This is a genomic window from Vreelandella titanicae (genome assembly GCF_014697095.1).
Taxonomy (GTDB): domain Bacteria; phylum Pseudomonadota; class Gammaproteobacteria; order Pseudomonadales; family Halomonadaceae; genus Vreelandella; species Vreelandella titanicae.
The window spans coordinates 2852898-2875498 of sequence record NZ_CP059082.1 but is presented as its reverse complement, the minus strand read 5'-3'; the positions used below and the strand labels follow the sequence as shown (position 1 = coordinate 2875498).

24 protein-coding genes and 3 tRNA genes are annotated in these 22601 nt (G+C 53.4%); 6 read left to right on the top strand and 21 right to left on the bottom strand.

Annotation, left to right across the window (positions count from 1 at the left end; genetic code table 11):
* The first annotated feature begins 26 nt into the window (after positions 1-26).
* A complete protein-coding gene (locus HZS52_RS13240; protein WP_190372942.1) occupies positions 27-740 on the top strand; it encodes a 16S rRNA (uracil(1498)-N(3))-methyltransferase in 714 nt (237 codons plus the stop codon).
* Between the two features lie 19 nt (positions 741-759).
* On the opposite strand, the gene rloA3 is transcribed toward HZS52_RS13240, so the two are convergent.
* The 12 genes from rloA3 to hemH all read right to left on the bottom strand — a co-directional run bounded on the left by rloA3 (position 760) and on the right by hemH (position 11785).
* Positions 760-1329 carry a retropepsin-like aspartic peptidase RloA3 gene (rloA3, locus tag HZS52_RS13235; protein WP_051052079.1) on the bottom strand — a complete coding sequence of 190 codons (570 nt, stop codon included), beginning with the start codon at positions 1327-1329 and terminating at the stop codon, positions 760-762.
* Between the two features lie 41 nt (positions 1330-1370).
* Entirely contained in the window at positions 1371-2639 is a 1269-nt protein-coding gene (locus HZS52_RS13230; protein WP_190372941.1) for a lytic murein transglycosylase, read from the bottom strand.
* 86 nt (positions 2640-2725) lie between these two features.
* Positions 2726-4171 carry a DASH family cryptochrome gene (locus tag HZS52_RS13225; protein ID WP_190372940.1) on the bottom strand — a complete coding sequence of 482 codons (1446 nt, stop codon included), beginning with the start codon at positions 4169-4171 and terminating at the stop codon, positions 2726-2728.
* A gap of 63 nt (positions 4172-4234) precedes the next feature.
* The gene (locus HZS52_RS13220; protein ID WP_083868814.1) at positions 4235-4369 is read right to left on the bottom strand and encodes a DUF2256 domain-containing protein; all 135 of its coding nucleotides are present in this window, start codon (positions 4367-4369) and stop codon (positions 4235-4237) included.
* A gap of 227 nt (positions 4370-4596) precedes the next feature.
* Positions 4597-5001, bottom strand: a complete 405-nt coding sequence (mnhG, locus tag HZS52_RS13215; protein WP_007113321.1) for a monovalent cation/H(+) antiporter subunit G — start codon at positions 4999-5001, stop codon at positions 4597-4599.
* Complete coding sequence (locus tag HZS52_RS13210) at positions 4994-5263, bottom strand: MrpF/PhaF family protein (protein WP_022522735.1); 270 nt, start codon at positions 5261-5263, stop codon at positions 4994-4996. Before HZS52_RS13210 ends, mnhG begins: the two co-directional genes overlap by 8 nt.
* A complete protein-coding gene (locus HZS52_RS13205; RefSeq protein WP_022522734.1) occupies positions 5263-5736 on the bottom strand; it encodes a Na+/H+ antiporter subunit E in 474 nt (157 codons plus the stop codon). The genes HZS52_RS13210 and HZS52_RS13205 overlap by 1 nt, the downstream gene beginning before the upstream one ends.
* The gene (locus HZS52_RS13200) at positions 5733-7337 is read right to left on the bottom strand and encodes a Na+/H+ antiporter subunit D (protein ID WP_190372939.1); all 1605 of its coding nucleotides are present in this window, start codon (positions 7335-7337) and stop codon (positions 5733-5735) included. Before HZS52_RS13200 ends, HZS52_RS13205 begins: the two co-directional genes overlap by 4 nt.
* The gene (locus HZS52_RS13195; RefSeq protein WP_022522732.1) at positions 7334-7681 is read right to left on the bottom strand and encodes a Na+/H+ antiporter subunit C; all 348 of its coding nucleotides are present in this window, start codon (positions 7679-7681) and stop codon (positions 7334-7336) included. The genes HZS52_RS13200 and HZS52_RS13195 overlap by 4 nt, the downstream gene beginning before the upstream one ends.
* 18 nt (positions 7682-7699) lie before the next feature.
* Complete coding sequence (locus HZS52_RS13190; protein WP_022522731.1) at positions 7700-8131, bottom strand: Na+/H+ antiporter subunit B; 432 nt, start codon at positions 8129-8131, stop codon at positions 7700-7702.
* On the bottom strand, positions 8124-10463 hold the full coding sequence (locus HZS52_RS13185; protein ID WP_190374920.1) for a putative monovalent cation/H+ antiporter subunit A: 2340 nt from the start codon (positions 10461-10463) through the stop codon (positions 8124-8126). The genes HZS52_RS13190 and HZS52_RS13185 overlap by 8 nt, the downstream gene beginning before the upstream one ends.
* A gap of 230 nt (positions 10464-10693) precedes the next feature.
* Entirely contained in the window at positions 10694-11785 is a 1092-nt protein-coding gene (gene hemH / locus HZS52_RS13180; RefSeq protein WP_190372938.1) for a ferrochelatase, read from the bottom strand.
* A gap of 130 nt (positions 11786-11915) precedes the next feature.
* Here hemH and HZS52_RS13175 point away from each other — a divergent pair, with 130 nt between their 5' ends.
* The gene (locus HZS52_RS13175) at positions 11916-13505 is read left to right on the top strand and encodes a cryptochrome/photolyase family protein (RefSeq protein WP_190372937.1); all 1590 of its coding nucleotides are present in this window, start codon (positions 11916-11918) and stop codon (positions 13503-13505) included.
* A complete protein-coding gene (locus HZS52_RS13170) occupies positions 13502-13900 on the top strand; it encodes a thiol-disulfide oxidoreductase DCC family protein (RefSeq protein WP_161462963.1) in 399 nt (132 codons plus the stop codon). The genes HZS52_RS13175 and HZS52_RS13170 overlap by 4 nt, the downstream gene beginning before the upstream one ends.
* A gap of 15 nt (positions 13901-13915) precedes the next feature.
* Here the strand turns inward: HZS52_RS13170 and HZS52_RS13165 are convergent, their stop codons facing one another.
* The 9 genes from HZS52_RS13165 to rnr all read right to left on the bottom strand — a co-directional run bounded on the left by HZS52_RS13165 (position 13916) and on the right by rnr (position 21885).
* On the bottom strand, positions 13916-14218 hold the full coding sequence (locus HZS52_RS13165; RefSeq protein ID WP_027960145.1) for a DUF6482 family protein: 303 nt from the start codon (positions 14216-14218) through the stop codon (positions 13916-13918).
* A 197-nt stretch (positions 14219-14415) separates the two neighbouring features.
* Positions 14416-14709 carry a hypothetical protein gene (locus HZS52_RS13160; protein ID WP_022522725.1) on the bottom strand — a complete coding sequence of 98 codons (294 nt, stop codon included), beginning with the start codon at positions 14707-14709 and terminating at the stop codon, positions 14416-14418.
* A gap of 121 nt (positions 14710-14830) precedes the next feature.
* Positions 14831-16219, bottom strand: coding sequence for a replicative DNA helicase (dnaB, locus tag HZS52_RS13155; protein WP_190372936.1), 1389 nt, complete (start codon positions 16217-16219; stop codon positions 14831-14833).
* A gap of 276 nt (positions 16220-16495) precedes the next feature.
* Complete coding sequence (gene rplI, locus HZS52_RS13150; protein ID WP_022522724.1) at positions 16496-16942, bottom strand: 50S ribosomal protein L9; 447 nt, start codon at positions 16940-16942, stop codon at positions 16496-16498.
* Positions 16943-16957: 15 nt separating this feature from the next.
* The gene (locus tag HZS52_RS13145) at positions 16958-17809 is read right to left on the bottom strand and encodes a hypothetical protein (protein WP_027960144.1); all 852 of its coding nucleotides are present in this window, start codon (positions 17807-17809) and stop codon (positions 16958-16960) included.
* A 12-nt stretch (positions 17810-17821) separates the two neighbouring features.
* The gene (gene rpsR, locus HZS52_RS13140) at positions 17822-18049 is read right to left on the bottom strand and encodes a 30S ribosomal protein S18 (RefSeq protein ID WP_008958980.1); all 228 of its coding nucleotides are present in this window, start codon (positions 18047-18049) and stop codon (positions 17822-17824) included.
* A gap of 33 nt (positions 18050-18082) precedes the next feature.
* Positions 18083-18460, bottom strand: coding sequence for a 30S ribosomal protein S6 (gene rpsF, locus HZS52_RS13135; RefSeq protein WP_007113338.1), 378 nt, complete (start codon positions 18458-18460; stop codon positions 18083-18085).
* 219 nt (positions 18461-18679) lie between these two features.
* Entirely contained in the window at positions 18680-19465 is a 786-nt protein-coding gene (gene rlmB / locus HZS52_RS13130) for a 23S rRNA (guanosine(2251)-2'-O)-methyltransferase RlmB (protein WP_009287665.1), read from the bottom strand.
* Positions 19466-19467: 2 nt separating this feature from the next.
* The gene (gene rnr / locus HZS52_RS13125; protein ID WP_022522722.1) at positions 19468-21885 is read right to left on the bottom strand and encodes a ribonuclease R; all 2418 of its coding nucleotides are present in this window, start codon (positions 21883-21885) and stop codon (positions 19468-19470) included.
* Between the two features lie 249 nt (positions 21886-22134).
* Here rnr and HZS52_RS13120 point away from each other — a divergent pair.
* From HZS52_RS13120 to HZS52_RS13110, 3 genes are all read left to right on the top strand, one after another.
* Positions 22135-22221 (top strand) — tRNA-Leu (locus HZS52_RS13120).
* 59 nt (positions 22222-22280) lie between these two features.
* Positions 22281-22367: transfer RNA gene (locus HZS52_RS13115), tRNA-Leu, on the top strand.
* Positions 22368-22420: 53 nt separating this feature from the next.
* Positions 22421-22507: transfer RNA gene (locus HZS52_RS13110), tRNA-Leu, on the top strand.
* Positions 22508-22601: the final 94 nt, after the last annotated feature.

Here is a 22601-nt window from a genome sequence, read left to right as displayed (position 1 = left end):
TGCTTTGTGACCAATAGACCATCATTATGAATTTGATTCTGCTCAATCCCAACGATCTCACCAATGACGGCCACGTCTGCATCACCGATCCACGCCGACTAAAACACCTTCGTGATGTCCATCGATCGGCACCTGGCGACCGGCTCACCGTGGGTGTGCAAGGCGGCGCCATGGGCAAAGCGATGCTAAAAGAGCTCAACGCTGAGCGCGCGTATTTCCAATTAGAAAACCTTGATGAGCCACCGCCGCCACCGTTACCCGTACATTTGGCATTGGCTCTGCCCCGTCCCCGTATGTTGGCGCGTACGTTAGAGCATGTGACGGCACTAGGCGTCAAAGAGATCACCCTGCTACATACTAAACGGGTTGAGAAGAGCTACTGGCAATCCCCTGAGTTACGCCCGGAGAAAATCCACCAGCACTTAGTACTCGGCTTAGAGCAAGCCCGCGACACCCAGCTACCATCGGTCACCCTGAGCAAAGGCTTTCGTCCTTTTTTGGAGCAGCAACTGCCTGGCTTACTCAGCGAACGCCGCGGACTCGTAGCCCATCCTGGCATGCCCAACGCCTGCCCAAGAGGCATAAGTGAACCTACCCTGCTATTGGTAGGCCCTGAGGGCGGTTTTATTGCTTGGGAGGTAGAGCAACTAATGCTAGCAGGTTGCGAGGGTATGCATCTAGGCCCGCGCATTTTACGCGTTGAAACAGCCGTGACCGCGCTTCTATCACGGCTGTTTTAAGCATTTATCGATAGGTAAGTTAGGACTGTTCATCTTCTGGGTCGTGGGGCACAACGGTGGCGTTTTCCCCACACTCGGGCTCCTGCAAGAAGGTTTCACGCACATCCAGCAAGCCAAGGTGGCTAATGGTACGACGACCGAGCAGCAGCGGATAGTTCATTTCTTCACGGTCACGTAGACTAAACTGCTCTTCGTAAATGGTGTCGCCCATACATACTTCCAACAACACCACGGGACGCTCGTCGCGGCCGCCTGCTCCGCGAACAGCCAATTCTCGATAAAGCGGCCGCTCAATTTGGTCGCTGAATACGTCTCCGCTTCCTTGATCTTCAAGCTTCAAACGAAAGCGCACCCACTCCTCGTCATCCTGCTCGAACATCTCTATATCGCGAGCGTCTAATGAAGAGGTTAATGCTCCGCTATCGAGCTTGGCTTTTACCTCGATATCCCAGGGTTGCAGGGTGGCTTTTTCAACCCAGCCGAATACCTGGTCATCATCTGCCATCGCCATGGAAGCAGACAGACCAGAACCTAACAACACGGCACCTAACATCACTCTGTTAAAAAACATCTTACCTATCAACTGCATAACATCATCCTTGGAAATTAGAAGCACCCTTTTAACACTGCTTACTGCGAACGCTGGCGTAGCTGTTCAAGTAGCTCCTGGGTCGCAAACCCATCCGGTATTAACCCTTGATCACGCTGAAAGTTCCGCAAACCTTGCCGAGTGTTGGGCCCCATAATGCCGTCCGCGCCGCCTACAGAGTATCCTACCCGGTTCAATGCGCGCTGCAGTTCTTGAACATTGTCACGGGTAAGTGGCGCTTGATCCCGGGGCCAGCTGTGCTGAATGCCCTCGCGTCCAGCGATCGCATCGCCTAAAGTCGCGACGGCCAGTGCATAACTGGTGGCATTGTTATAGCGTAAAATCGCACGGAAATTAGCACCTACCAAAAATGCAGGGCCATTAGCGCCAGCGGGTACCACGATGGCGGCGCTATCGAAGTTCGGTAATTCTCCCTGCTGCGCCTGTACGCCTTGGTTACGCCACTCAGCACTGCTGCGTCGTTCGGTCTGAGCGTAATCGAACCCTTCGGGCAGGCGTACCTCAACACCCCAGGGTTGACCAGTTTGCCATCCGGCTCGGTCAAGGTAGTTGGCCGTTGATGCCATGACATCGGGAATGCTGTCCCAAATATCGCGCCGACCGTCACCGTCGCCATCGATAGCATAGGCTTCGAAGCTACTGGGAATAAACTGAGTATGTCCCATCGCCCCAGCCCAGGAGCCCTTCATGTCTTCAGCAGCGATATCACCTTGCTCAATAATACGTAACGCCGCGAGCAGCTCACCTCGGGCAAAGTCACGGCGTCGACCATCGTAAGCCAGCGTGGCCAGAGACTCCAACGTCGAAAAATCGCCAAAATTGCTGCCATAGTTACTTTCGATGCCCCAAATGGCGACGATTATTTCTGCTGGCACCCCATAGCGCTGCTCCATTTGCTGAGCGGTGTCACGATGATTAGCCAGCTTTTCTTGACCGTTAGTAATACGCGTGGATGAAACCGCGGTATCCAGATACTCCCAAATAGGGCGAACAAATTCGGGCTGGTAGCCGTCGAGTTCAATCACACGCTCACGATAACGAACGCCATCCAGGGCGTTGCTTAGCGTGGCTTCGCTGATCCCCTGGCCTGCAGCGTACTGGCGAAAATCTCGAAGCCATTGTTGGAAATTAGCGTAGCTAACCTCAGAAGCAGCCTGGGTATCGACTTCTGACATTAGCTGAGGGTTAGCGACCGCTACGCTTGACGCGAAAGGAGCGCTTAACGCTGCGACTATGGAAACACACAAAAGAGGGCTGCAGCGCCGCCCAATAGAGAAATTACCAGACATTATATCGATCCTTAGGCAGTCCTTGGCATATCTGGAATGATGGCCTAGAAAAGAGGTAGATACTAGGGTCTGGCCGAAGGTGATAATTACTTTATAACGCTCTCCACGGCGGACGACTCAGCTAAAGTGCCTACTTCACAGCGAGGAATTAGCCATCGCTCCCACTGCTCGGGCACAACGCAGGGAGCATCAAACCTCAAGGGGTCTGCACGCCACGGCTGATGGCGCTCCAGGCCATTGGGCAGTGTTTCGAGCTGCTCCAGCCAGTGAGCAACATAGAGCCCCTGGGGATCGTAATGGCCCGCCTGTTTGAGCACATTAAAGTAACGATCTTGGCGAGGATCGCGCCCAACACCAGCAATATAGCGCCAATTGCCCCAGTTGCTGGCCACGTCATAATCAATCAGGCAGTGCTCGAACCATAACGCCCCCAAACGCCAATCTACCTTTAAGTCTTTAACTAAAAAGCTGGCCACGTTTTGCCGGGCACGATTGGATAGCCAGCCAGTGTGGCGAAGCTCCAGCATAGCGGCATCCACAAACGGCAACCCCGTGGTGCCGTTACGCCAGGCATCGAAAGCGGCACACGGCTGGTCAGTCTGGCGTGAGCCAAACATTTTCGTCCCTTCCAACTGAGCGGCACAGATAAAATACTCCCGCCAGAGCAGTTCGAAGCTAATCCAGTAGCTTGACTCATTACTGCCGTTTTCCGCTTCCCATGCTTTCACAGCCTCATAGACTTGACGAGCTGACAGGCAACCTCGCGCCAGCCAGGGTGAAACGCGGGTTGAAAAATTAGCCCCCAATAGCCCGTTGCGGGTTTTCTTGTAGGTTTCACCGCCCTGTTGACGCCACAAGTAATCCTTCAGACGCCCATGAGCCGCTGACTCTCCTCCCCTATAAGCGTAACCTTGGCGAGGATCGGGCTGCCAGGTAGCGCTCTGCTCACAGACGGCTTTTAGCGGCGGAAATCCCCTTGCCGCCTCGGGCCAAGGGGGCAACGTTATTGGAGCGCAGCGGCTGGCAGGCACAGCACATTCGCTCTCCACACTGCGCCTAAAGGCAGAAAAACTCCCAGGCAGCGCTTCCCGCTCAAAAGGCAGCGCCTTTCGATCAATGAGTCGCCCACTCTCTATGCAATTGAGGGCCGTTTGACTAGGCAGGCCTTGCTCAACCGCCTGAATATGCGCGAATTCCTCAACCCCTGCATGGTCAGCAACACGCACCTCTCGTGCGTTTAGCTTTGACGCCAACTCAATCACCACATCACTGGGCTTGCCAATGCGCACCAGCAGATCGCTGCCACGCTTTAGGAGCTCACCACGCAACTCCATTAAGCTTTGCCATAAAAAGCGCAACCGCGCAGGCCCAATACGCGGCGTTGATTCGCCGTCAAATAATGGCAAGAACCATCGCTCATCTAACACGTAGATACACATCAGATAACTAGGAGGAGAGGCAAAGTGTAAAAGAGGATTATCAGCAATACGCAGGTCGTCTTGCAGCCAGACAATATCAATCGTGCTGTACATGCTTGTGCCTCCTAGGGGTACATTCCTGCCCAGAACTTGGTGCTATCACCGTGGCTTGCTTGGCTACTTGGCACTACGACGGCACCGCTCACTGCAGTAGCGCACCTCGTCCCAGCAGCGTGCCCATTTTTTCCGCCAGAGAAACGGTCGCTGGCATTGAGCACAGTCTTTCTGTGGCAGGTGTTGTTTGCGTCGCATGGTCACGTTTAATCACATTTCTGCGGGGCATGGGGTAAAACATGAACGCATTATCTTATACAGTATAATTATTGTACATGATTTTTTTATTGTACATTATTTGTTAAGGGCGAACTAATTACTCGTGTCTTAATACACCCCATCTCCAGACGCAAAAAAAACCACCCGAAGGTGGCTTAGCAGCGGTTATTCAATGGCTACTACGCTGTGATTTGCTCTAGTCAAGCCTAGTCAGGGTCAGTCTCGCGGGGTTGGCGCTTGGCGTTTTCCTGGGTTTCCAGGCCGCTTTTAAGCTCATGGGTTAAGGGATCATAGTTCGGGCGCAACTCATCCTTTACGGTACCGCTCCACAGCTTCGAGCCAACAAAGTACCCGGCACGGCCAATCACGTGGGCCGCCACGGGGGCGGTCATCAGGATAAACACGATGATGGCAAATGAGCGGGCCACGATCCCCACTTCAGCAAAGTGCATGGCCGCTGCCAACATAATTAAGATAACGCCTAACGCCGCGGCCTTGGTAGTGGCATGCATGCGGGTTAACAAATCGGGCAACCGCAGCAATCCGACTGAGGCAAGCAGTATAAATAGTGCACCACCAATGATTAACGCGCCCTTTATGAAATCAATCATCCCTTGGGCCTCCCCTTTCCAAAAAGCGCGCAAACGCAATTGCCGCTAAGAACCCCATTAATGCGATCACAATGGCGGCATCCAGAAAGCTAGCCACGTCAGACTTGATGGCATAAACCCCGACCAATCCCACCACGGTGGTAGAAAAAAGCTCTAACGCCACCACCCGATCAGGCAAACTCGGCCCGCGCACTACACGCACAAAAGTAAAGATAAGCGCCAGGCTCATGATGACTTGGCTTATTAAAATGACGGTATCCATTAGCGAAATAGCTCCAAAGCCCGGTGCTCCATCTCTTTTAAGTTGCGCCGTAGCTCCTCTTCATTGTCTAAAAACATCGCGTGGATATACAAGACTTTACGGTCATCTGATACATCCAGGCTCAACGTTCCTGGTGTCAATGAAATCAGATTGGCTACCAGAGTAATTTCCATTTCGGTACGCGCGGAAAGCGGCATCGCAATGACCCCAGGCTTCATATGCCAAGGGGGGGTGACAATATCAAAAGCGACACGCAAGTTGGCTTGAACAAGTTCTTTTAGAAAAAAACCAATAAAGCCGATAAAACGCGGTACTCGCGCAGGATAGCCTTTTAGGGAATCAAGCTGAGGTTCGATGAGTATCAGCGTAATGTAGCCAAATATTAGCCCGACAAGGAGGTTTAAGCCGCTAAAATCACCGCTTAACAGTACCCAAGCAAGGCCTAGCAGTAGGTTCCAAATGGCTCCGGTCATTGCGCTGCCTCCCCGACATCCGCCTCAGGTTGATCTTCTGCTGCCCCCGTTGGCTGCAGCAGAACATCGTCTGCACTGGCTGAAGCACCCAATACGGCTTCGATGTACCCCGAAGGTTCAAACAGTTGATCACCAATACCCATCATCACCCACATAATAGGTTCTGCAAGCACACCAATGAGCAAAGAAAATAACGCCAACACCATAACGGGCGAATACATCATCCACAGGCTAGGCTTTAACAGACGACCGTCGTCACCAGTGGGCGTGGCAGTCGCAGGCACGTCGTTATCTTCGGGTAACGACTTCCAAAACACTTCATTCCAAATTTTCACCATGGAATAAAGCGTCATCAATCCCACCGCCAGTGCAATGCCGGTCACCACATAGGCTTCAACTTCCAGGCCTGCACGCACAATCACGAATTTGGCAAAAAAGCCTGACAGCGGCGGCACCCCCGCCAGCGAGAAGGCAGAAAGAAAGAACGCCACGGCAAGCCAAGGGCGATCTCGGTACAGCCCGCCCATTTTTTTAAGCTGGTAGGTTCCCTGCAAACGGTGGGTGATACCACTGATCAAGAAGAGATTGGTCTTCACCACCATGTTATGCACGATGGCAAACACGCCACCGGCGATCGCCAAAGGTGTGTAAAGAGCTAAGCCTAAGATCATATAGCCAATCTGGCTGACGATATGAAACGACAAGATTCGCCTAAACTCATGCTGGGCGGCGGCACCGAGAACGCCTGTTACCATGGTGAAGGCAGCACCCCAGAGCATAATCTCCTGGAGATAGCCCATGGTTTGATCGAACATCAGGGTGAAGACACGGAACATCGCATACACCCCCACCTTGGTGAGCAACCCGGCAAACAGCGCCGAAACAGCGACAGGCGGGGTGTGATACGAGGCTGGCAGCCAGAAAAATAGCGGAAAGGCGGCGGCTTTGATGCCGAAGGCCACCATAAACATGACCGCCAGCACTTCCACCATACCGGTGTGCTCTGCCTCATCCATGCGCAACGCAATGTCGGCCATGTTGAGTGTACCCACCATGCCATAGAGTAGCCCCACCGCGGTCAGGAAGATGACCGATGCCAACAGGTTCAAGGTGACGTACTTAATCGCCCCTTCCATCTGCGCGCGTTCTCCCCCCAGAATCAGCAGCGCAAAAGAGGCCACCAGCATTACCTCAAACCATACATAGAGGTTAAAGATATCGCCGGTTAAAAAGGCCCCCATCACCCCGGCGAGCAGCAGGTGCATTAACGGATAGTAGCCAAATTTTTCGTGGCCGCGGCCAGTGGTGGCCAGCGAGTAAACACCCATTGCCAAACCGATAAGAGCGGTCATTAACACCATCACCGCACTTAACAGATCGGCTATTAAGGTAATCCCGAAGGGAGCTGGCCAGCTACCCATTTGCATGGTGACATAGCCATCTGACAATGTAGATACAAACAGCCACAGGCTAACCATGAGTAGCGCAACATTACCTGCCACCGCCAAAAAGCGCTGCATGGGGCGCGCGCGCCAAAACAACAAGGAAACTGCCCCGGTTAGCAGGGGCAAGAGGACGGGAAGAGCAACTTCAGGCCTCACGTATCAGTATCCTTCATCTTATCGAGATCATCAGCCTTAACGACTTCGTAGGCGCGTCGAATCAATACCACGGCAAAGGCAAGCACCCCAAAGGCAATCACAATGGCCGTCAGCACAACCGCTTGGGGTAAGGGGTCGGCTACCCCGCTGGGCGGCAGCATCATCCCCTCAGGGATAAGCGGAGGTGCTCCACGGGTCATGCCCGCCGTGGTAAAAATCAGTAAATTGGCGGCATTAGAGAGCAGCATCAAGCCAATCACCAATTTGACGATAGAGCGGCGCAACATCATAAAAATAGCCGTCGCATACAGCAGGCCAATCGCCACTGCCATTAATGGTTCCATGCTGTGCCTCCTGTTAACTCAAGGTTCATCCTTGTCGACCTCCATAAGCGTCATCACCATGCCGGTGACCGAACCCAGCACAGCAAAATAGACGCCTACATCGAAAATCAGCGGCGTGGAAGCTTTAAAGTCGATAACCGGGATAGTCCACCACTGGGCTGTCAGAAATGGCTGCCCCATAAACCAGGCAGGCACTACCGAGATCATTCCCAGCAATAGCCCAACCCCAATCAGGTCTCGGGGGTCGACCATGCGCAGCACTTCTTTGGTGGCACTTACACCAAAGGCAAACAGATACAGCGTAAACGCCCCTGCCGCTACCAAGCCGGCAATAAATCCTCCGCCCGGCTCGTCATGCCCCCGCAGCAATAGGAAAATAGAAAACATCAGTTGCAGCGGCATTAAAAACCGTGCGGCGGTATTAAGAATAATCGTGCCTGACTTAACCATCGTAAGGCTCCTTGGCAGCTACTTTACTGCTGTCGGTGGTTTTGGTGTTATTGCGTAGCTTTAACATGGCGATCACGCCGATGGCGGCAAGCGCTAACACGAACATCTCACCTAAGGTATCCAGGGCACGGTAGTCGACCAAAATGACGTTAACGATGTTGCGGCCATACGCCAAAGGCGCGCTGTTCTCAATCATGTAGGTCGAAATGGGCTCAAACTGTTGAATGCTCCAGGAGGTCATAATCAGTAGGCAGATCAAGATACCCACCATAGCGGCCACCACGCCGTCGCGTATGCGCTCCAAGCTGGTGGAAAGATTCGAGAAGCGTGGCAGGCGAAACAGCACCAGTACCAGCAAAATAACCGTTAAGGTCTCTACCAGCAGTTGGGTAATCGCTAAATCTGGCGCACTGAACAGAACAAAAATCAATGCAATGGAAAAACCCATGATGCCCACGGAAACCACTGCCCCCAGCCGCGATCGAGAAATGGTCGCAAACAGTGCCCCCATCACCATAGTGCCAGCCACGACTACCTCGTGAAAACGCACATCCAGGTCAACGGCAAACACAGGCGAATGGCGTAATAGAATTGAATTACCGATCAGTGCAATAAGCGTCGCTAACATCACTAAAATGTAGTTACGCATATAGCCGTTTTGGAGCAGCCGAGTTTGCCACTCTGAGAAGTGCACAATGCCATTCATCATGCTTTCATACCCAGCCTCGGGGCCATGGCGCATCACCGGTGCCAATACAGAGAGCTTGCCACGCACGCTGTCCCAACGCCTAAACAGCAAAAAGCCTAAACCAAGGCTAACGATCGACATTATCAACGCGACGTTAATGCCATACCAAAGCGACAGCGCCACTTCTACTGTTTGCCCGGATATAGCAGTGGCGGTTGCCGTTAACAACGCATCAGCACCCAGCACAGCGGGCATCAAGCCTAACAGTAGCGACCCTAGTGCGAGCAACGCGGGCCCAAGCAGCATACCAGGCGGGGCTTCATGTGGTTCAAGCGGGGTTTGGTGACGCTTACCGTAAAAAGGACGTAGCGCCACAATGAAAGCAACGGCGATAGTTAAAATAGATGCCAGAAAGGCGAACAGCACCAGTAGTGTTCGGAAGCTATCGGCACCGAGAACTGATTCAAGCATCAGTTCTTTACCGATAAAACCGAGTAGCGGCGGCACACCGGCAAGCGAAAGCGCAGCCACCAACGCAATGGTGGCAGTCAGCGGCATCACTGAGCGTAACCCGCCCATCTGGGTGACATCTTTCGTGCCGGTCTCATGATCGAGAATACCGGCGACCATAAACAGCGCCCCTTTATACAGCGAGTGCGCGAGCAGGAAGGTAACAAACGCGGTCATCGCGTACTCGGTGCCGATGCCCAATAGCATCGTCAGCGTGCCCAGCGCCATAATGGTCGAGTAAGCGAGCAGCTTTTTGATATTGGTGTGATGAATCGCTAAAAACGCACCCACCAGCATCGTGGTTGCGCCGACCACGGAAAGAACGCCAACCCAAATCGCAGTGCCACCCAGCTCCGGGTGTAAGCGCGCCAGCAGATAAATACCCGCTTTCACCATGGTGGCCGAGTGCAGGTAAGCCGAAACCGGAGTCGGCGCGGCCATGGCGTTGGGTAACCAAAAGTGAAACGGAAACTGAGCCGATTTGGTGAAGGCGCCCAGCAGCAAACAGATCAACATAGGCGTGTAGAGTGCATGTTCACGCAGGTCAGCCTCCTGATCGAGAATCTCCGCCAGCGACCAGCTACCGCTGGCAATCCCTAGCAGCACCAACCCAGCCATTAATGCTAACCCACCCGCCACGGTAACGAATAAGCCCTGCCGCGCTGATTTACGTGCATTGATATCAGCGTGGTTAAAACCAATCAGCAAATAGGAGGTAATGCTGGTCAATTCCCAAAAAACGAATAGCGTTAATAGGCCGTCAGCTAGTACCAGCCCCAGCATCGACACCATGAAGGCGACCAAGGCGATGTGAAATCGGGCAAGATCAGGGTGATCTTTAAGGTAGCCGCCGGCATATACCAGCACGCAGGCCCCCATAACGGTAATCAATAACCCAAAGAGTAACGATAGACCGTCCAACAGGAAGGTAAGGCTGATTCCCAGAGAAGGCACCCACTGCCACTCTAAAAGCAGGCTACCGTTCTCAATGACCTCAGGGGCTTGAAGTGCCAACCACGCCGCCAATCCGGCAGGAAATAGAGCCAATACTAGGCTGGCACGCTGGCCGAACCAGTGGTTTAACATTGGCGATAGCGCCGCCAGTACGAACCCCATTAAAACGGCAAATTGTATCAAGCGAAACCTCCTGAAAAACGAAAGGCTCACCACCAAGACAGCCGCTAGCGGTTAGACACCTTACTTTGCCAATAATATGCCAGCGTTGAATAATAGTGATTCTAAAGTAGTACACCATATAACAGGCAGTTTTGACTGACCAGTCAAACGCTTAAACGCAAACAGCCGCACAGCGATTAATTTCGCAGGGCGGCTGCTATTAGCTTTCAGTTATGACGAGTAGCTAGCTAAACGCTAGGGTTTGGGGCCGATAGCCATCCTGCTAATTCATTGTTGATGACTGCTAACAGTGCCTCAATATGGTCATCGCGATCATTCAGGCAAGGTATATAGCTGAACGTTTCGCCACCCGCTTCCATAAAGCTATCGCGAATCTCCTCTTCGATCTCTTCCAAGGTTTCAACACAGTCGGAAGAGAAGGCAGGCGACATAATCGCAATGTGCTTATGCCCCTGCTCGGCGAGTTCTGCCACATGCTTAACGGTTTGTGGGCCGACCCATTTTTCAGGGCCAAACTGCGACTGGAAAGCGGTATCCACTTCCTCTTTGCTAAAACCGAGTTTCTCGCGGAGTAGGCGCGTCGTTTTCTGGCACTGGCAGTGGTAGGGATCACCCTCCATCAGGTAGCGCTCGGGAACGCCGTGGTAGCTGGCCACCAGCTTGGTCGGCCGGGTCGAGAAACCGTCATAGGCTTCTTGCACCGAATTGGCTAGCGCCTGAATGTAAGCAGGATGTTCAAAATATGCTGGCACCGTACGTATATAAGGCTGCCACTTCATCTTCATCAGGGTGCGAAACGCCTGATCATTCGCCGTCGCCGTGGTGGGCGAACCGTACTGAGGGTATAGCGGATAAAACACGATTCGCTCGCAGCCCTTCTCTTTTAATCGCGTCAGCACGCTTTCCGTCGAGGGATTACCGTAGCGCATGCAGAAATCGACCTCGACATCGTCACCATAAAGCGCCTTTAACCGTGCGGTCATCTTCTCGGTCTGGGCACGCGTCGTTGTTAGCAGCGGGCTTTCGTTTTTCTCGTTATTCCAGATTCCCCGGTAGGCCTTGCCCGATGAGAACGGACGCTTGGTCAAAATAATCAGCTGTAGCAACGGCTGCCATTTCCAACCGGCATAGTCGACCACACGCTTATCAGAAAGAAACTCATTAAGGTAACGACGCATTGACCAGTAGTCGGTGGCATCCGGGGTTCCCAGGTTTGCCAGCACAACACCCACCTTGGCGCGCGCTACTGGTGGATGATCGCTGGGTGCATGGGCCAAGCGGCCCTCGCCCGGCTGATCCTTGACGACATTCTCGGTCATTACTCATGCTCCTGAAAAATAACGATGGTGCTCAGTACCTCTATCAATTGATTAAATCCTATCACTTTTCGGCAAAGTGGCGGTATAAAGTTATACTATCGGCATCATTTGTATAATTACAGGCTAACTCATGTCCAAGCCTTTGCTTTTGGTGCTCGGCGACCAGCTCTCGTTTTCACTCACAACGCTGCAAGACGCGCCCGCCAATGCCGTGGTTGCCCTGTGCGAAGTTGGCGAGGAAGCGCGCTATGTTCCCCATCATATCCATAAAATTGGCCTCTTTTTGGCTGCCATGCGTCACTTTGCCCAGGCACTGCGCGAAAAAGGCTTTCAAGTGCACTACAGCGCGCTGGATGATGCAGATAACTGCCACTCCCTTATTGAAGAAGCTGAACGCATCGCACAACAGTATGGCTGCGATGAGATACGCGTTGCCCGACCTGGCGAATGGCGGCTTTGGGAGACGATGCAGCAGCGCGAAACCGCCATGATTCCGTGGAGGCTAGTTGAGGACGAGCGTTTTTTCACCACACCCGATGACTTTAGCCAGTGGGCAAAAGGCCGCAAACAGCTTCGCCTAGAGTACTTTTACCGAGAACAGCGCAAACGTACCGGGTACTTGATGGAGGGCGACGAGCCCGTTGGCGGCAAATGGAATTTTGATCACGACAATCGCCAGCCTATCAAAGCCAAACTGGATTTTCCTGAGCTACCTCAACACCGTCAGGATGCGATCACCCAAGAAGCGCTAAACGATGCCAAGCGCCATTTTGGCGACCATATGGGGTCTCTGGATAATTTCAACCTGCCAGTCACTCGTCGACAAGCGCTGGTGGATTTACACCATTTTATAGACCATGGATTGGCTGATTTTGGCCGCTATCAAGACGCAATCAGTGACTCTGCACCTTATTTGTATCACTCGCGCCTCTCAGCTGCGATGAACATCGGCCTGCTGTCGCCCCATGAAGTCTGCGAAGCCGCCGAGCAGCGTTACTATGGCGGTGACGTGTCGATCAACGCCGTGGAAGGGTTTATCCGCCAAATTCTTGGCTGGCGTGAGTATGTGCGAGGGCTCTACTGGACGCAGATGCCCAGCTACAAAGGGTCTAATCAGCTAGGTTTTGAGCGCGACCTGCCAGCGTTTTACTGGGACGCGGATACCGATATGCGCTGCTTGCAGCGCGCTATTCAGATGACCATCGACAATAGCTACGCCCACCATATTCAACGACTGATGGTGACAGGCAATTTCGCCTTACTATGCGGAGTTAAACCTGAGGCGCTATGCGACTGGTACTTAGCGGTTTATGCAGATGCCAGTGAGTGGGTAGAGCTGCCTAACACCCTAGGGATGGTGCTCCATGCCGACGGCGGCTTAATGGGCTCAAAGCCCTACTGTGCGTCGGGCAAGTATATCGACAAAATGTCCGACCATTGTCAGCACTGCCGTTACTCACCCAAGCAGGTCACGGGGCCAAAAGCCTGCCCTTTCAACAGCCTTTACTGGCACTTTCTCGAAACCAACGCTGAGCGCCTGAGTAAGACCCCTCGCATGAAGCTGATTTACGGCTCCCTCAACCGCATGGCCGACGAGAAGCGCGAGGCTATCCGCCAACAGGCTGAGCACTTTTTGGATCAATTGGAAACATCGCCTGGCTACGGGCAGCCCTGCCACACAGCAGGTTATTCGGCCAATACCAACCAGGAGTCACCATGAGCCGCTACACGCCACTACATGCTGCACCGCCAGTTACGCTATTTCACGATGGTCACTGCCCCTTTTGCCAACAGGAAGTCGCGTGGCTGGAAAAGCATCGCCATCGGGAACACATCGCGCTGATAGATATTCAGGCCCGTGATTTTAACGCTCAGGCGTATGGGCAAGAATTTAACGCCATGATGGGCCAGTTGCACCTGCGTGATAGTCAAGGGAGATGGTACATCGGCATGGATGCCAGCCGTGCCCTCTATGCAGTGTTGGGCTATCGGCGGCTGGTGAGGTTTTCGTGCTTACCGGGAGTACACGGCATAATGAATGCCGGTTACCGATTTTTTGCCCGTCGCCGAATTCGGCTTGGGCAGTGGTGGGAAAAGCGTCAGGCTAAACGTTGATGGGTGAGAGCAGCGTTAAAAAACAAGCGGCATACGCGATGTGAGCGGCTCACTATAGTGCGCGTCGCGGCCTATCACTTCATCGTGGGGCACATGCTGTACTAGGTAAGCGCGATGAATCCCGGCGCGCTTGAGATCCATATAGGCATCATCTAGCGAGCGAAACAGCATTGGCTTGGTACGCTGCGTCAGCATATGACGCTCGCCTTCAACGTCTTCCAGCTCAACCTGATAAAAACGGCTGCCCGAATGGGTAATCACGCGAATTTCAAAATTGTCGTGATTGGCGACAAACTGCTTAAGATCCTTAAGTTCCATGGTTCCCTCCTATTATTTGGCTATTTCATACGTTATGTCAGACGGCATGTCATCAGGGCACAGCATGACTGTACCCCATGACACTTCTGTTGCCCCGTCATTGCAATGTAATGACAACAAGCAATAACTAGACATTAATAGCTAGGAGGTCAATAGTGCAAGAGAGTTCCTGACCGGAAGGTCAAGATATCAATTGATTATTGATATTCAGAGGGGTCGATCGCTTTGCCAAGCGAATTGCGGTCAATCCAGTTGCCGCCTTTAGTCTCTTTGTAGCGGAACACGACCTTATCTCCCACCGTCACAGGCAGCTCACCATCTTCAGTCTGGTAACTATACTTCTCGCCTGCGACCACTAAATGGTAGCGATAAAGATCCGGCATACCTAGCCACTCTTTAAAAGGGCCTTCGCGCTCTATCGCCTCTAGCTCACCGCGACCTTCTAACTTAGGAAGACGCTGCCGGTTACCGCGCCGAAATCCACCTGCCATTTGCTGCTCCCGTTTTTACATATCGTGGGTGAGGCATTATACGAACTCGCCCCCCATCCTCAAGCTACTTATCACTAGCCTGTCATCACAAACCAGTCATCACAAACCAGTCATCATTAACTTAGTCGCCGAACTCTTGGCCGTAACTATCCGGGGCCAAATCCTCAAAGCGGGTATATTTGCCGATAAAGGCCATATGCACCGTGCCAATAGGACCATTACGCTGCTTACCGATAATTAACTCAGCAATCCCCTGATTGTCGGGATTATCTGGATTATAGACCTCATCACGATAAACGAAGGCAATGACGTCGGCATCCTGCTCGATCGCACCAGATTCCCTCAGATCCGACATAACCGGGCGTTTGTTGGGGCGCTGCTCCAAGGAGCGGTTCAACTGAGAAAGAGCTACCACAGGGCAGTTAAACTCTTTCGCCAACCCCTTCAAGGAGCGCGAAATCTCGGAAATCTCACCGGTGCGGTTTTCGCTAAAGCCAGGGATCTGCATCAACTGAAGATAATCGATCATGACCAGTGCGATATTGCCATGTTCACGCACCACACGGCGCAACCTTGAGCGCATTTCGTTAGGCGACAAGGCCGCGGTGTCGTCGATAAACAGCTGTTTGTCTTTGAGCAGATTAACCGCTGAGGTTAAACGCGGCCAATCCTCGTCCTCCAGTTGCCCGGTACGCACACGGGTTTGATCGATTCGGCCCAGGGAAGACAGCATCCTCAGCATGAGCGACTCTGCGGGCATCTCCATGGAGAACACCATGACTGGCTTGTCGCTGGAAATCACCGCATGTTCAACCAGGTTCATAGCGAAGGTCGTTTTACCCATCGAGGGTCGACCGGCGATGACCACCATATCGGATGGCTGCAACCCGGTGGTCATTTCATCCAGATCACGAAAACCAGTGGAAAGCCCGGTCATTTCACCTTTCAGATTAAACAGCTCATCAATACGATCCACCGCCTTGGTCAATAGATCGCTCATGCCAATGGGGCCGCCCGTTTTGGGGCGCTCCTCGGCAATCTGGAACACTAACCGCTCGGCTTCGTTAAGCAATTCATCAGCCGGGCGCCCCTGGGGAGTAAAGGCACTATCGGCAATTTGATTAGCCGCACGGATCAGCTTGCGCAGCGTTGCCCGCTCACGCACGATATCAGCATAGGCGCGAATATTACTGGCAGAGGGCGTGTTACGAGCAAGCTCTGCCAAAAACGCCAGGCCGCCTACGGTATCCAAGTGATCACGCGCTTCCAGCGCTTCAGAAAGCGTCACCACATCCAGCGGCTGACCGGCTTCAGCCAGATGAATCATCACGTTGAACACCAAACGGTGCTCATAGCGGTAGAAGTCATCAGCGACCAACCGCTCTGAAACGTTATCCCAGGCCTGGTTGTCTAGCATGAGCCCGCCTAGTACCGACTGCTCCGCCTCTAATGAATGCGGCGGCAGTTTTAGCGCTGCCGTTTCTGTATCAGCAGAAGGCTGGTCCTGCATAGCGAGCTCCTTTAAACACTACTGCGTAGCCGGTGAAGATGCTTATCTTAGCCGCATGCGGTGCGACTACCAACATGATCAAGGCGTTGTCTTAAAATACCCAGCGGGAGATGGGCTGGATAGTTTTGGCAACGCCCAAAAAATAGCGAATATCCAGAACTAGCGGATACCCGGAAAAACAAAAGGCGCGGGAGAAACCCCGCGCCTTTTGAGGCAGCTGTATTAGCTGCCGTTAGTAACGACTTTACGTCGTTACTAACTTAACTACTCGCTCAATTACTCTGCAACTACCACTACGCGTACAACGGCATCCACTTCAGCGTGCAAGTGAAGAGTGATGTCGTATTCGCCAGTTTGACGAATTGGGCCATTTGGCATGCGGACTTCGCTTTTGGCAATATCGATGCCAGCAGAGGAAATCGCGTCGGCCAGGTCACGCGGACCAATAGAACCAAACAGCTTGCCTTCATCGCCTGCTTTGGAAACCAAAGACAGTTCGATGTCGTTTAGCTGCTCAGCGCGCGCTTCGGCTTCTGCCTTACGCTCAGCGGCTTGCGCTTCGAGCTCAGCACGCTGTGCTTCAAACGCTTCGATGTTGTCTTTGGTGGCCGGTACGGCTAAGCCGTAAGGCACCAAGTAGTTACGACCATAACCAGGCTTCACGGTGACCTTGTCACCCAGGCCGCCCAGCTTACCAATGTTGTCGAGCAGAATGACTTCCATCTCGTAAACCTCTTGTCAGTTGCTGCGGGCAAGGCGTGCGCGAACGTTCGCGAATGTATCAATCAGCCCCAACAGCAGCACAATGAGAATCGTGGGCCAGGTCGTGATCAGTAGCACATAAAATGCTACCAGCCACAGCCCGTTCATCCCCTTTATTCCAATAAACCCGTGCACTAACGCAACGCCAGCTACCAACAGCGGAATCCAACCAAGCATCGCCAGCGCATGAGCGCCTAGCAGCATACCTATCACCCCAATGACGACCAGCACGGCCAGTTCTTTAGGGGTCAAGCGCAGTGCGTGAAACTCTTCGCGAAAGCCACCTGGGTTGTACAACCCAGCTTGCCAACTCCGCGCAAGTGCCAAGCACACTATGGCTGCCAACAGCACCACAAGCCCGGTTACTCCACCCACCACCAGTGCGGCAATGGTTTGAGTATCGTAGCCTTGATTGGCAAATTCCGTGAGCATGCGATCCACTTCTTCTGAACCTTCTCGCAACTGCTCAAGCATTAGCTCAGTGCCACCTGGCGGACTGAAGATGCCGAGTTGAACCATGACAGAGGCGACCAACGTCCCCACAATCAAGGTTTCTCCCCAACGCATCCTCTCGCGCAGGATAACGGCCATCAGCGTAACCAGCAGTATGCTAGCAAGCGGAATCACATCACCCTGAGCCCACCACCAACCGGCTGGTAGTGCTGCGGCGATGATGACCGGTAGCGCAGGGGCAAAACCTCTGCGCAGCGTCATCAACGCAGCGATGGCTGCTCCTAACCAGAACAGCCAAGGCACTAGCGTTGCCAAGGCCGCCCCGCCTGCAGCGTAAGGCGTGCCCCGCATTAGCCATCGGGCTAGTGCCAGCATCACGTTAAACGCTTACTGGTGGCTATCGGAGTAGGGCAGCAGTGCCAGATAACGCGAACGCTTGATAGCGGTCGCCAACTGACGCTGATAGCGTGCTTTGGTGCCGGTAATACGGCTTGGAACGATCTTGCCGGTTTCGGTGATGTAAGCCTTCAGCGTGTCCAGATCTTTGTAATCGATCTGCTTGATGCCTTCAGCGGTGAAGCGGCAAAACTTACGGCGACGGAAAAAACGTGCCATGGACTAGCTCCTTAAAACGTGCAGTGAATAAAATCAGGCAGTTTCTTCTTCTTCAGCGCGCGGTTTTTCTTCGCGACGCGGACGTTTTTCTTCTGCCGGTTTCATCATCGGGGAAGCTTCAGTAACAGCTTCTTTGCAGCGAACAACCAGGCTGCGGATAATGGCGTCGTTGTAACGGAAGATGTTCTCGATCTCGTCGAGAGTCTCGCCGCTACATTCAACGTTCATCAGCACGTAGTGGGCTTTGTGGATCTTGTTGATCGGGTAAGCCAAGTGACGACGGCCCCAATCTTCTAGACGATGCACAGTGCCGCTGTTTTCGGTAACGATGCTGGTGTAGCGCTCGACCATTGCCGGCACCTGCTCGCTTTGATCCGGGTGGACCATAAACACGATTTCGTAATGACGCATGGGATCTCCTTGCGGTTTGACAGCTTCCTTTGTGTGCCATTGCTTAACGCAATAAACGACGACAGGGAAGCAAGGAGTTAACTGAAGTGCTCCGCCACCGCGCTAGGCGGCCACAGGGGCATCAAACAGAACTTTTCATTTCAGCAAAAGCTAATACTTCAACGACAGCTAACACCCGCTTGCAGACAAACGGGCGCGTGTATCTTAGTAGCACGGCGGTTAACTTGCAAGCTGGCGCTGACGGACAGCCTCGAACAGGCAAATACCAGTAGCCACCGAGACATTAAGGCTAGAGACCTCCCCCGCCATGGGAAGCTTGGCAAGATTATCGCAGGCTTCGCGAGTCAAGCGCCGCATGCCCTTGCCTTCCGCCCCCATCACCAGCGCGGTGGGGCCGGTCATATCAATGTCAAAAACGCTGGCCTCAGCTTCACCAGCCGTACCGGTTATCCAGACACCGGCATCTTTTAGCTTGGCCAGGGTGCGAGCCAAGTTAGTCACTTGATAAACCGGCACCACTTCGGCGGCGCCACAAGCGACTTTACGCACCGTTGCATTGAGCGGTGCGGCTTTATCTTTCGCCACAATCACGCCGTGGGCACCGGCGGCATCCGCGCTACGCAGGCAGGCACCAAAGTTATGCACATCCGTCACGCCATCCAAAATCAGCAACAGCGGTGGTGTATTCGAGGGCCAGGCGCGTAGCTTAAGCCAGAGCGACTCTTCACCTTCAGGAGTTAACGGCGGACAAAACGCCACCACTCCCTGATGAGCCGCCCCCTGGGTTAGCTGATCAAGCAAATCCCGGGGCTGCTCTTTTACTCGAGCACCATGCGCCTGGGCCTGGGTAATCAGCTCTTTTAAGCGGCTCCCTGCCCCCTGCTGCACCCAAAGCTCTCGGGGCGCTTCGCCTCTGTCTAACAAGCTTTGCAATGCATGAACGCCATATACCTGATCCAAACCATCAGGGGTCTTGGGGCCCCGCCGTGAAGACGCCGACTTCATACTCAGCCCTTATTCGGTGATGGTTTGCGTGGGCCATTTCGCGTACGGCGTGGGCCGCGACGCGTAGCAGGCTTCTCGCTATTGGATGGTTTGTTACCAGATGCCTTAGCACCACCACCTTTAGCACCAGCGCCCCCTTCCCCACCGCGGCTCTTACGCGGCTGGCGGCGTGGGCGCGGCTTTTCATCACCCAGCCCAAAGTCAATCTTACGATCGTCCATATCGACACGCGCCACTTGGACGGTAAGACCATCGCCCAAACGGTAGGTCGTGCCGGTGCGCTCACCTTTAAGACGGTGCTTCTCAGCTTCGTAGTGGTAATAATCCGAAGGCAGCGACGTCACGTGAACCAAGCCTTCCACGAAGAACTCATCCAGACGCACAAACAGACCAAACTGAGTGACCGACGCGATGGTACCTTCGAACATCTCGCCAAGCTTGTCAGACATAAACTCACACTTCAGCCAACTCTCTACATCACGGGTGGCTTCATCGGCGCGGCGTTCAGTCATTGAGCAGTGTTCACCCAGTTCAAGCATCTGCTCGAAGGTATACGGACACCACTTGCTGGGCGGCTCAACTGGCGCACCCTCCACGCGCAACACCGTGTTGGTCTGGCGCGGACCGCGGATCACCGAACGAATAGCACGGTGTACCAGCAGATCGGGATAGCGGCGAATCGGCGAAGTAAAATGAGCGTAGGCTTGATAAGCTAGGCCAAAGTGACCTTCATTCTGTGGCGAATAGACCGCCTGATTCATCGAACGCAGCATGACTGTTTGGATGATATCGAAGTCAGGGCGATCAGCAATCGCCTCACGCAGCGCCTGATAATCCTGTGGCGTCGGCATATCACCACCGCCAACAGAAAGCCCCAGCTCGTTTAAGAAGAGGCGCAGCTTGTCTAGGCGTTCTGGCGTTGGCCGCTCATGAATTCGGTAGAGCGCAGGCAAATCATGTTTATCCAGAAAGCGAGCAGTCGCCACGTTGGCGGCCAGCATGCACTCTTCAATAAGCTTATGAGCATTGTTACGGCTACGTGGAACGATTTTTTCGATTTTGCGCTCGTCGTTGAAGATGATCGCCGTTTCAGTAGTATCAAAATCAATTGCGCCACGCTCAACACGCGCTTCTCGTAACAAATAGTAAAGCTCTTCCAGATTTTTCAGCGGCTTAACAAGCTCGCTGTGTTCTGCCCGAAGCGCTTCACCCTCTTCGCTCTCCTCATCAAGAATTGCGGCCACCTTGTTATAGGTCAGGCGAGCATGGGAGTTCATCACAGCTTCGTAGAAGCGGTAGCGGCTAATCGCGCCGGTTTGCGAGATATTCATCTCGCAAACCATGACCAAGCGATCCACATGAGGGTTAAGCGAACAGAGCCCGTTGGAGAGCAGCTCCGGCAGCATGGGCACCACTTGACCGGGGAAATAAACCGAGTTGCCCCGAGTCCGCGCCTCATCGTCAAGAGCCGTACCGGGGCGTACATAGTGGGAAACATCCGCGATGGCGACGAGCAGCTTCCAACTGCCGGATTTGGTTTTCCAGGCACACACGGCGTCATCAAAGTCTTTGGCAGACTCATCGTCGATGGTAACCAGCGGTACATCACGCAAATCAACGCGGTGTTGCTTATCCCCTTCTAACACTTCTGCCGAAATACCGGCGGTCTGATCAAGCACTTCAGGCGGGAATTCTGCAGGAATATCGTAACTGCGAATCGCAATATCAATTTCCATACCGGGGTCCATACGCTCACCCAGCACTTCGATCACTTCACCCACCGGCTGTACACGGGTGGCCGGCTGCTGAACGATTTTGGCCGAGATCACCTGGCCATCTTTAGCACCACCGCAGGCACTATGAGGAATAATCACCTCCTGAGTAATCCGCGGATTTTCCGGTATCAGAATGCCAAACTCAGGAGTATTACTACGGTAAACGCCGACGATAGTTTGCGTGTTGCGTGCAATCACATCGGCAATGGTCGCCTCATCACGACCACGGCGATCGCGGCCGCTAATGCGCGCCAGCACGTGGTCACCGTGAAAAACGCGGCGCATTTGGCGCGGGGGCAATACCAGATCTGGCTTTTTGCCATCATCGCGCAGCAGAAAACCAAAGCCGTCTCGGTGCCCCAGCACCTTGCCTTTGACCAGATCGAGCTTGTCGATCAGCGCATAGGCGCCACGACGGTCACGCAGCACCTGACCGTCGCGTTCCATCGCCGCCAAGCGGCGCCTGACGGCTTCTATAAGCTCTTCGTCTTCCAGCCCCAGCATGCGGCTCATATTTTCGTGAGTGATCGGCTTGCCATAGCTTTCTAAGGCTGCAAGCAAATACTCCCTGCTTGGTGCTGGGTTGCCATATTTATGCGCCTCGCGCTCGGCGTGCGGATCATCACTTAACGTCCAATACTTCATGCGATCAACATCCTTGATGGCGTCATTTGCGAGAGGCATAAAAAAGGCGCAAACGCGTTGCGTTGCGGGCTGGATATTTCAACGCTTGATAGGCTGAAATGAATAGGGTTTTGTTTAGTCATAGGCGCAGTATAGCGCTGCACGTTCAATCACCCAACCGTCTTAGACGTTGTTTATACAATTTGCGTTATAAAAAGCACGTTAGGGGTCTTGCATTTAACCATCACCCCGGTATTATACGCGCCACTTGCCCAGATGGCGGAATTGGTAGACGCGCTAGCTTCAGGTGCTAGTGTCCGTATGGACGTGGAGGTTCAAGTCCTCTTCTGGGCACCAAACTGCTTTTATGCTATCTATTGGTATAAGCAGTACGGTGTTAGGCAAGGTTTGTGTTCGCCCAGGTGGCGGAATTGGTAGACGCGCTAGCTTCAGGTGCTAGTGTCTGTATGGACGTGGAGGTTCAAGTCCTCTCCTGGGCACCATACGAACACAAACGGTAATGATAAAAGTCAGTTATCCAAGTTGTAAATGATGCGCCCAGGTGGCGGAATTGGTAGACGCGCTAGCTTCAGGTGCTAGTGTCCGTATGGACGTGGAGGTTCAAGTCCTCTCCTGGGCACCATGACTTACATGGGCCAGTCCGCATCATTGTTGATTAGTCACCTCGTTTTCATTCCTCTCTCGATCTTTAATTTAAAGACTTTCCTTAACACTGT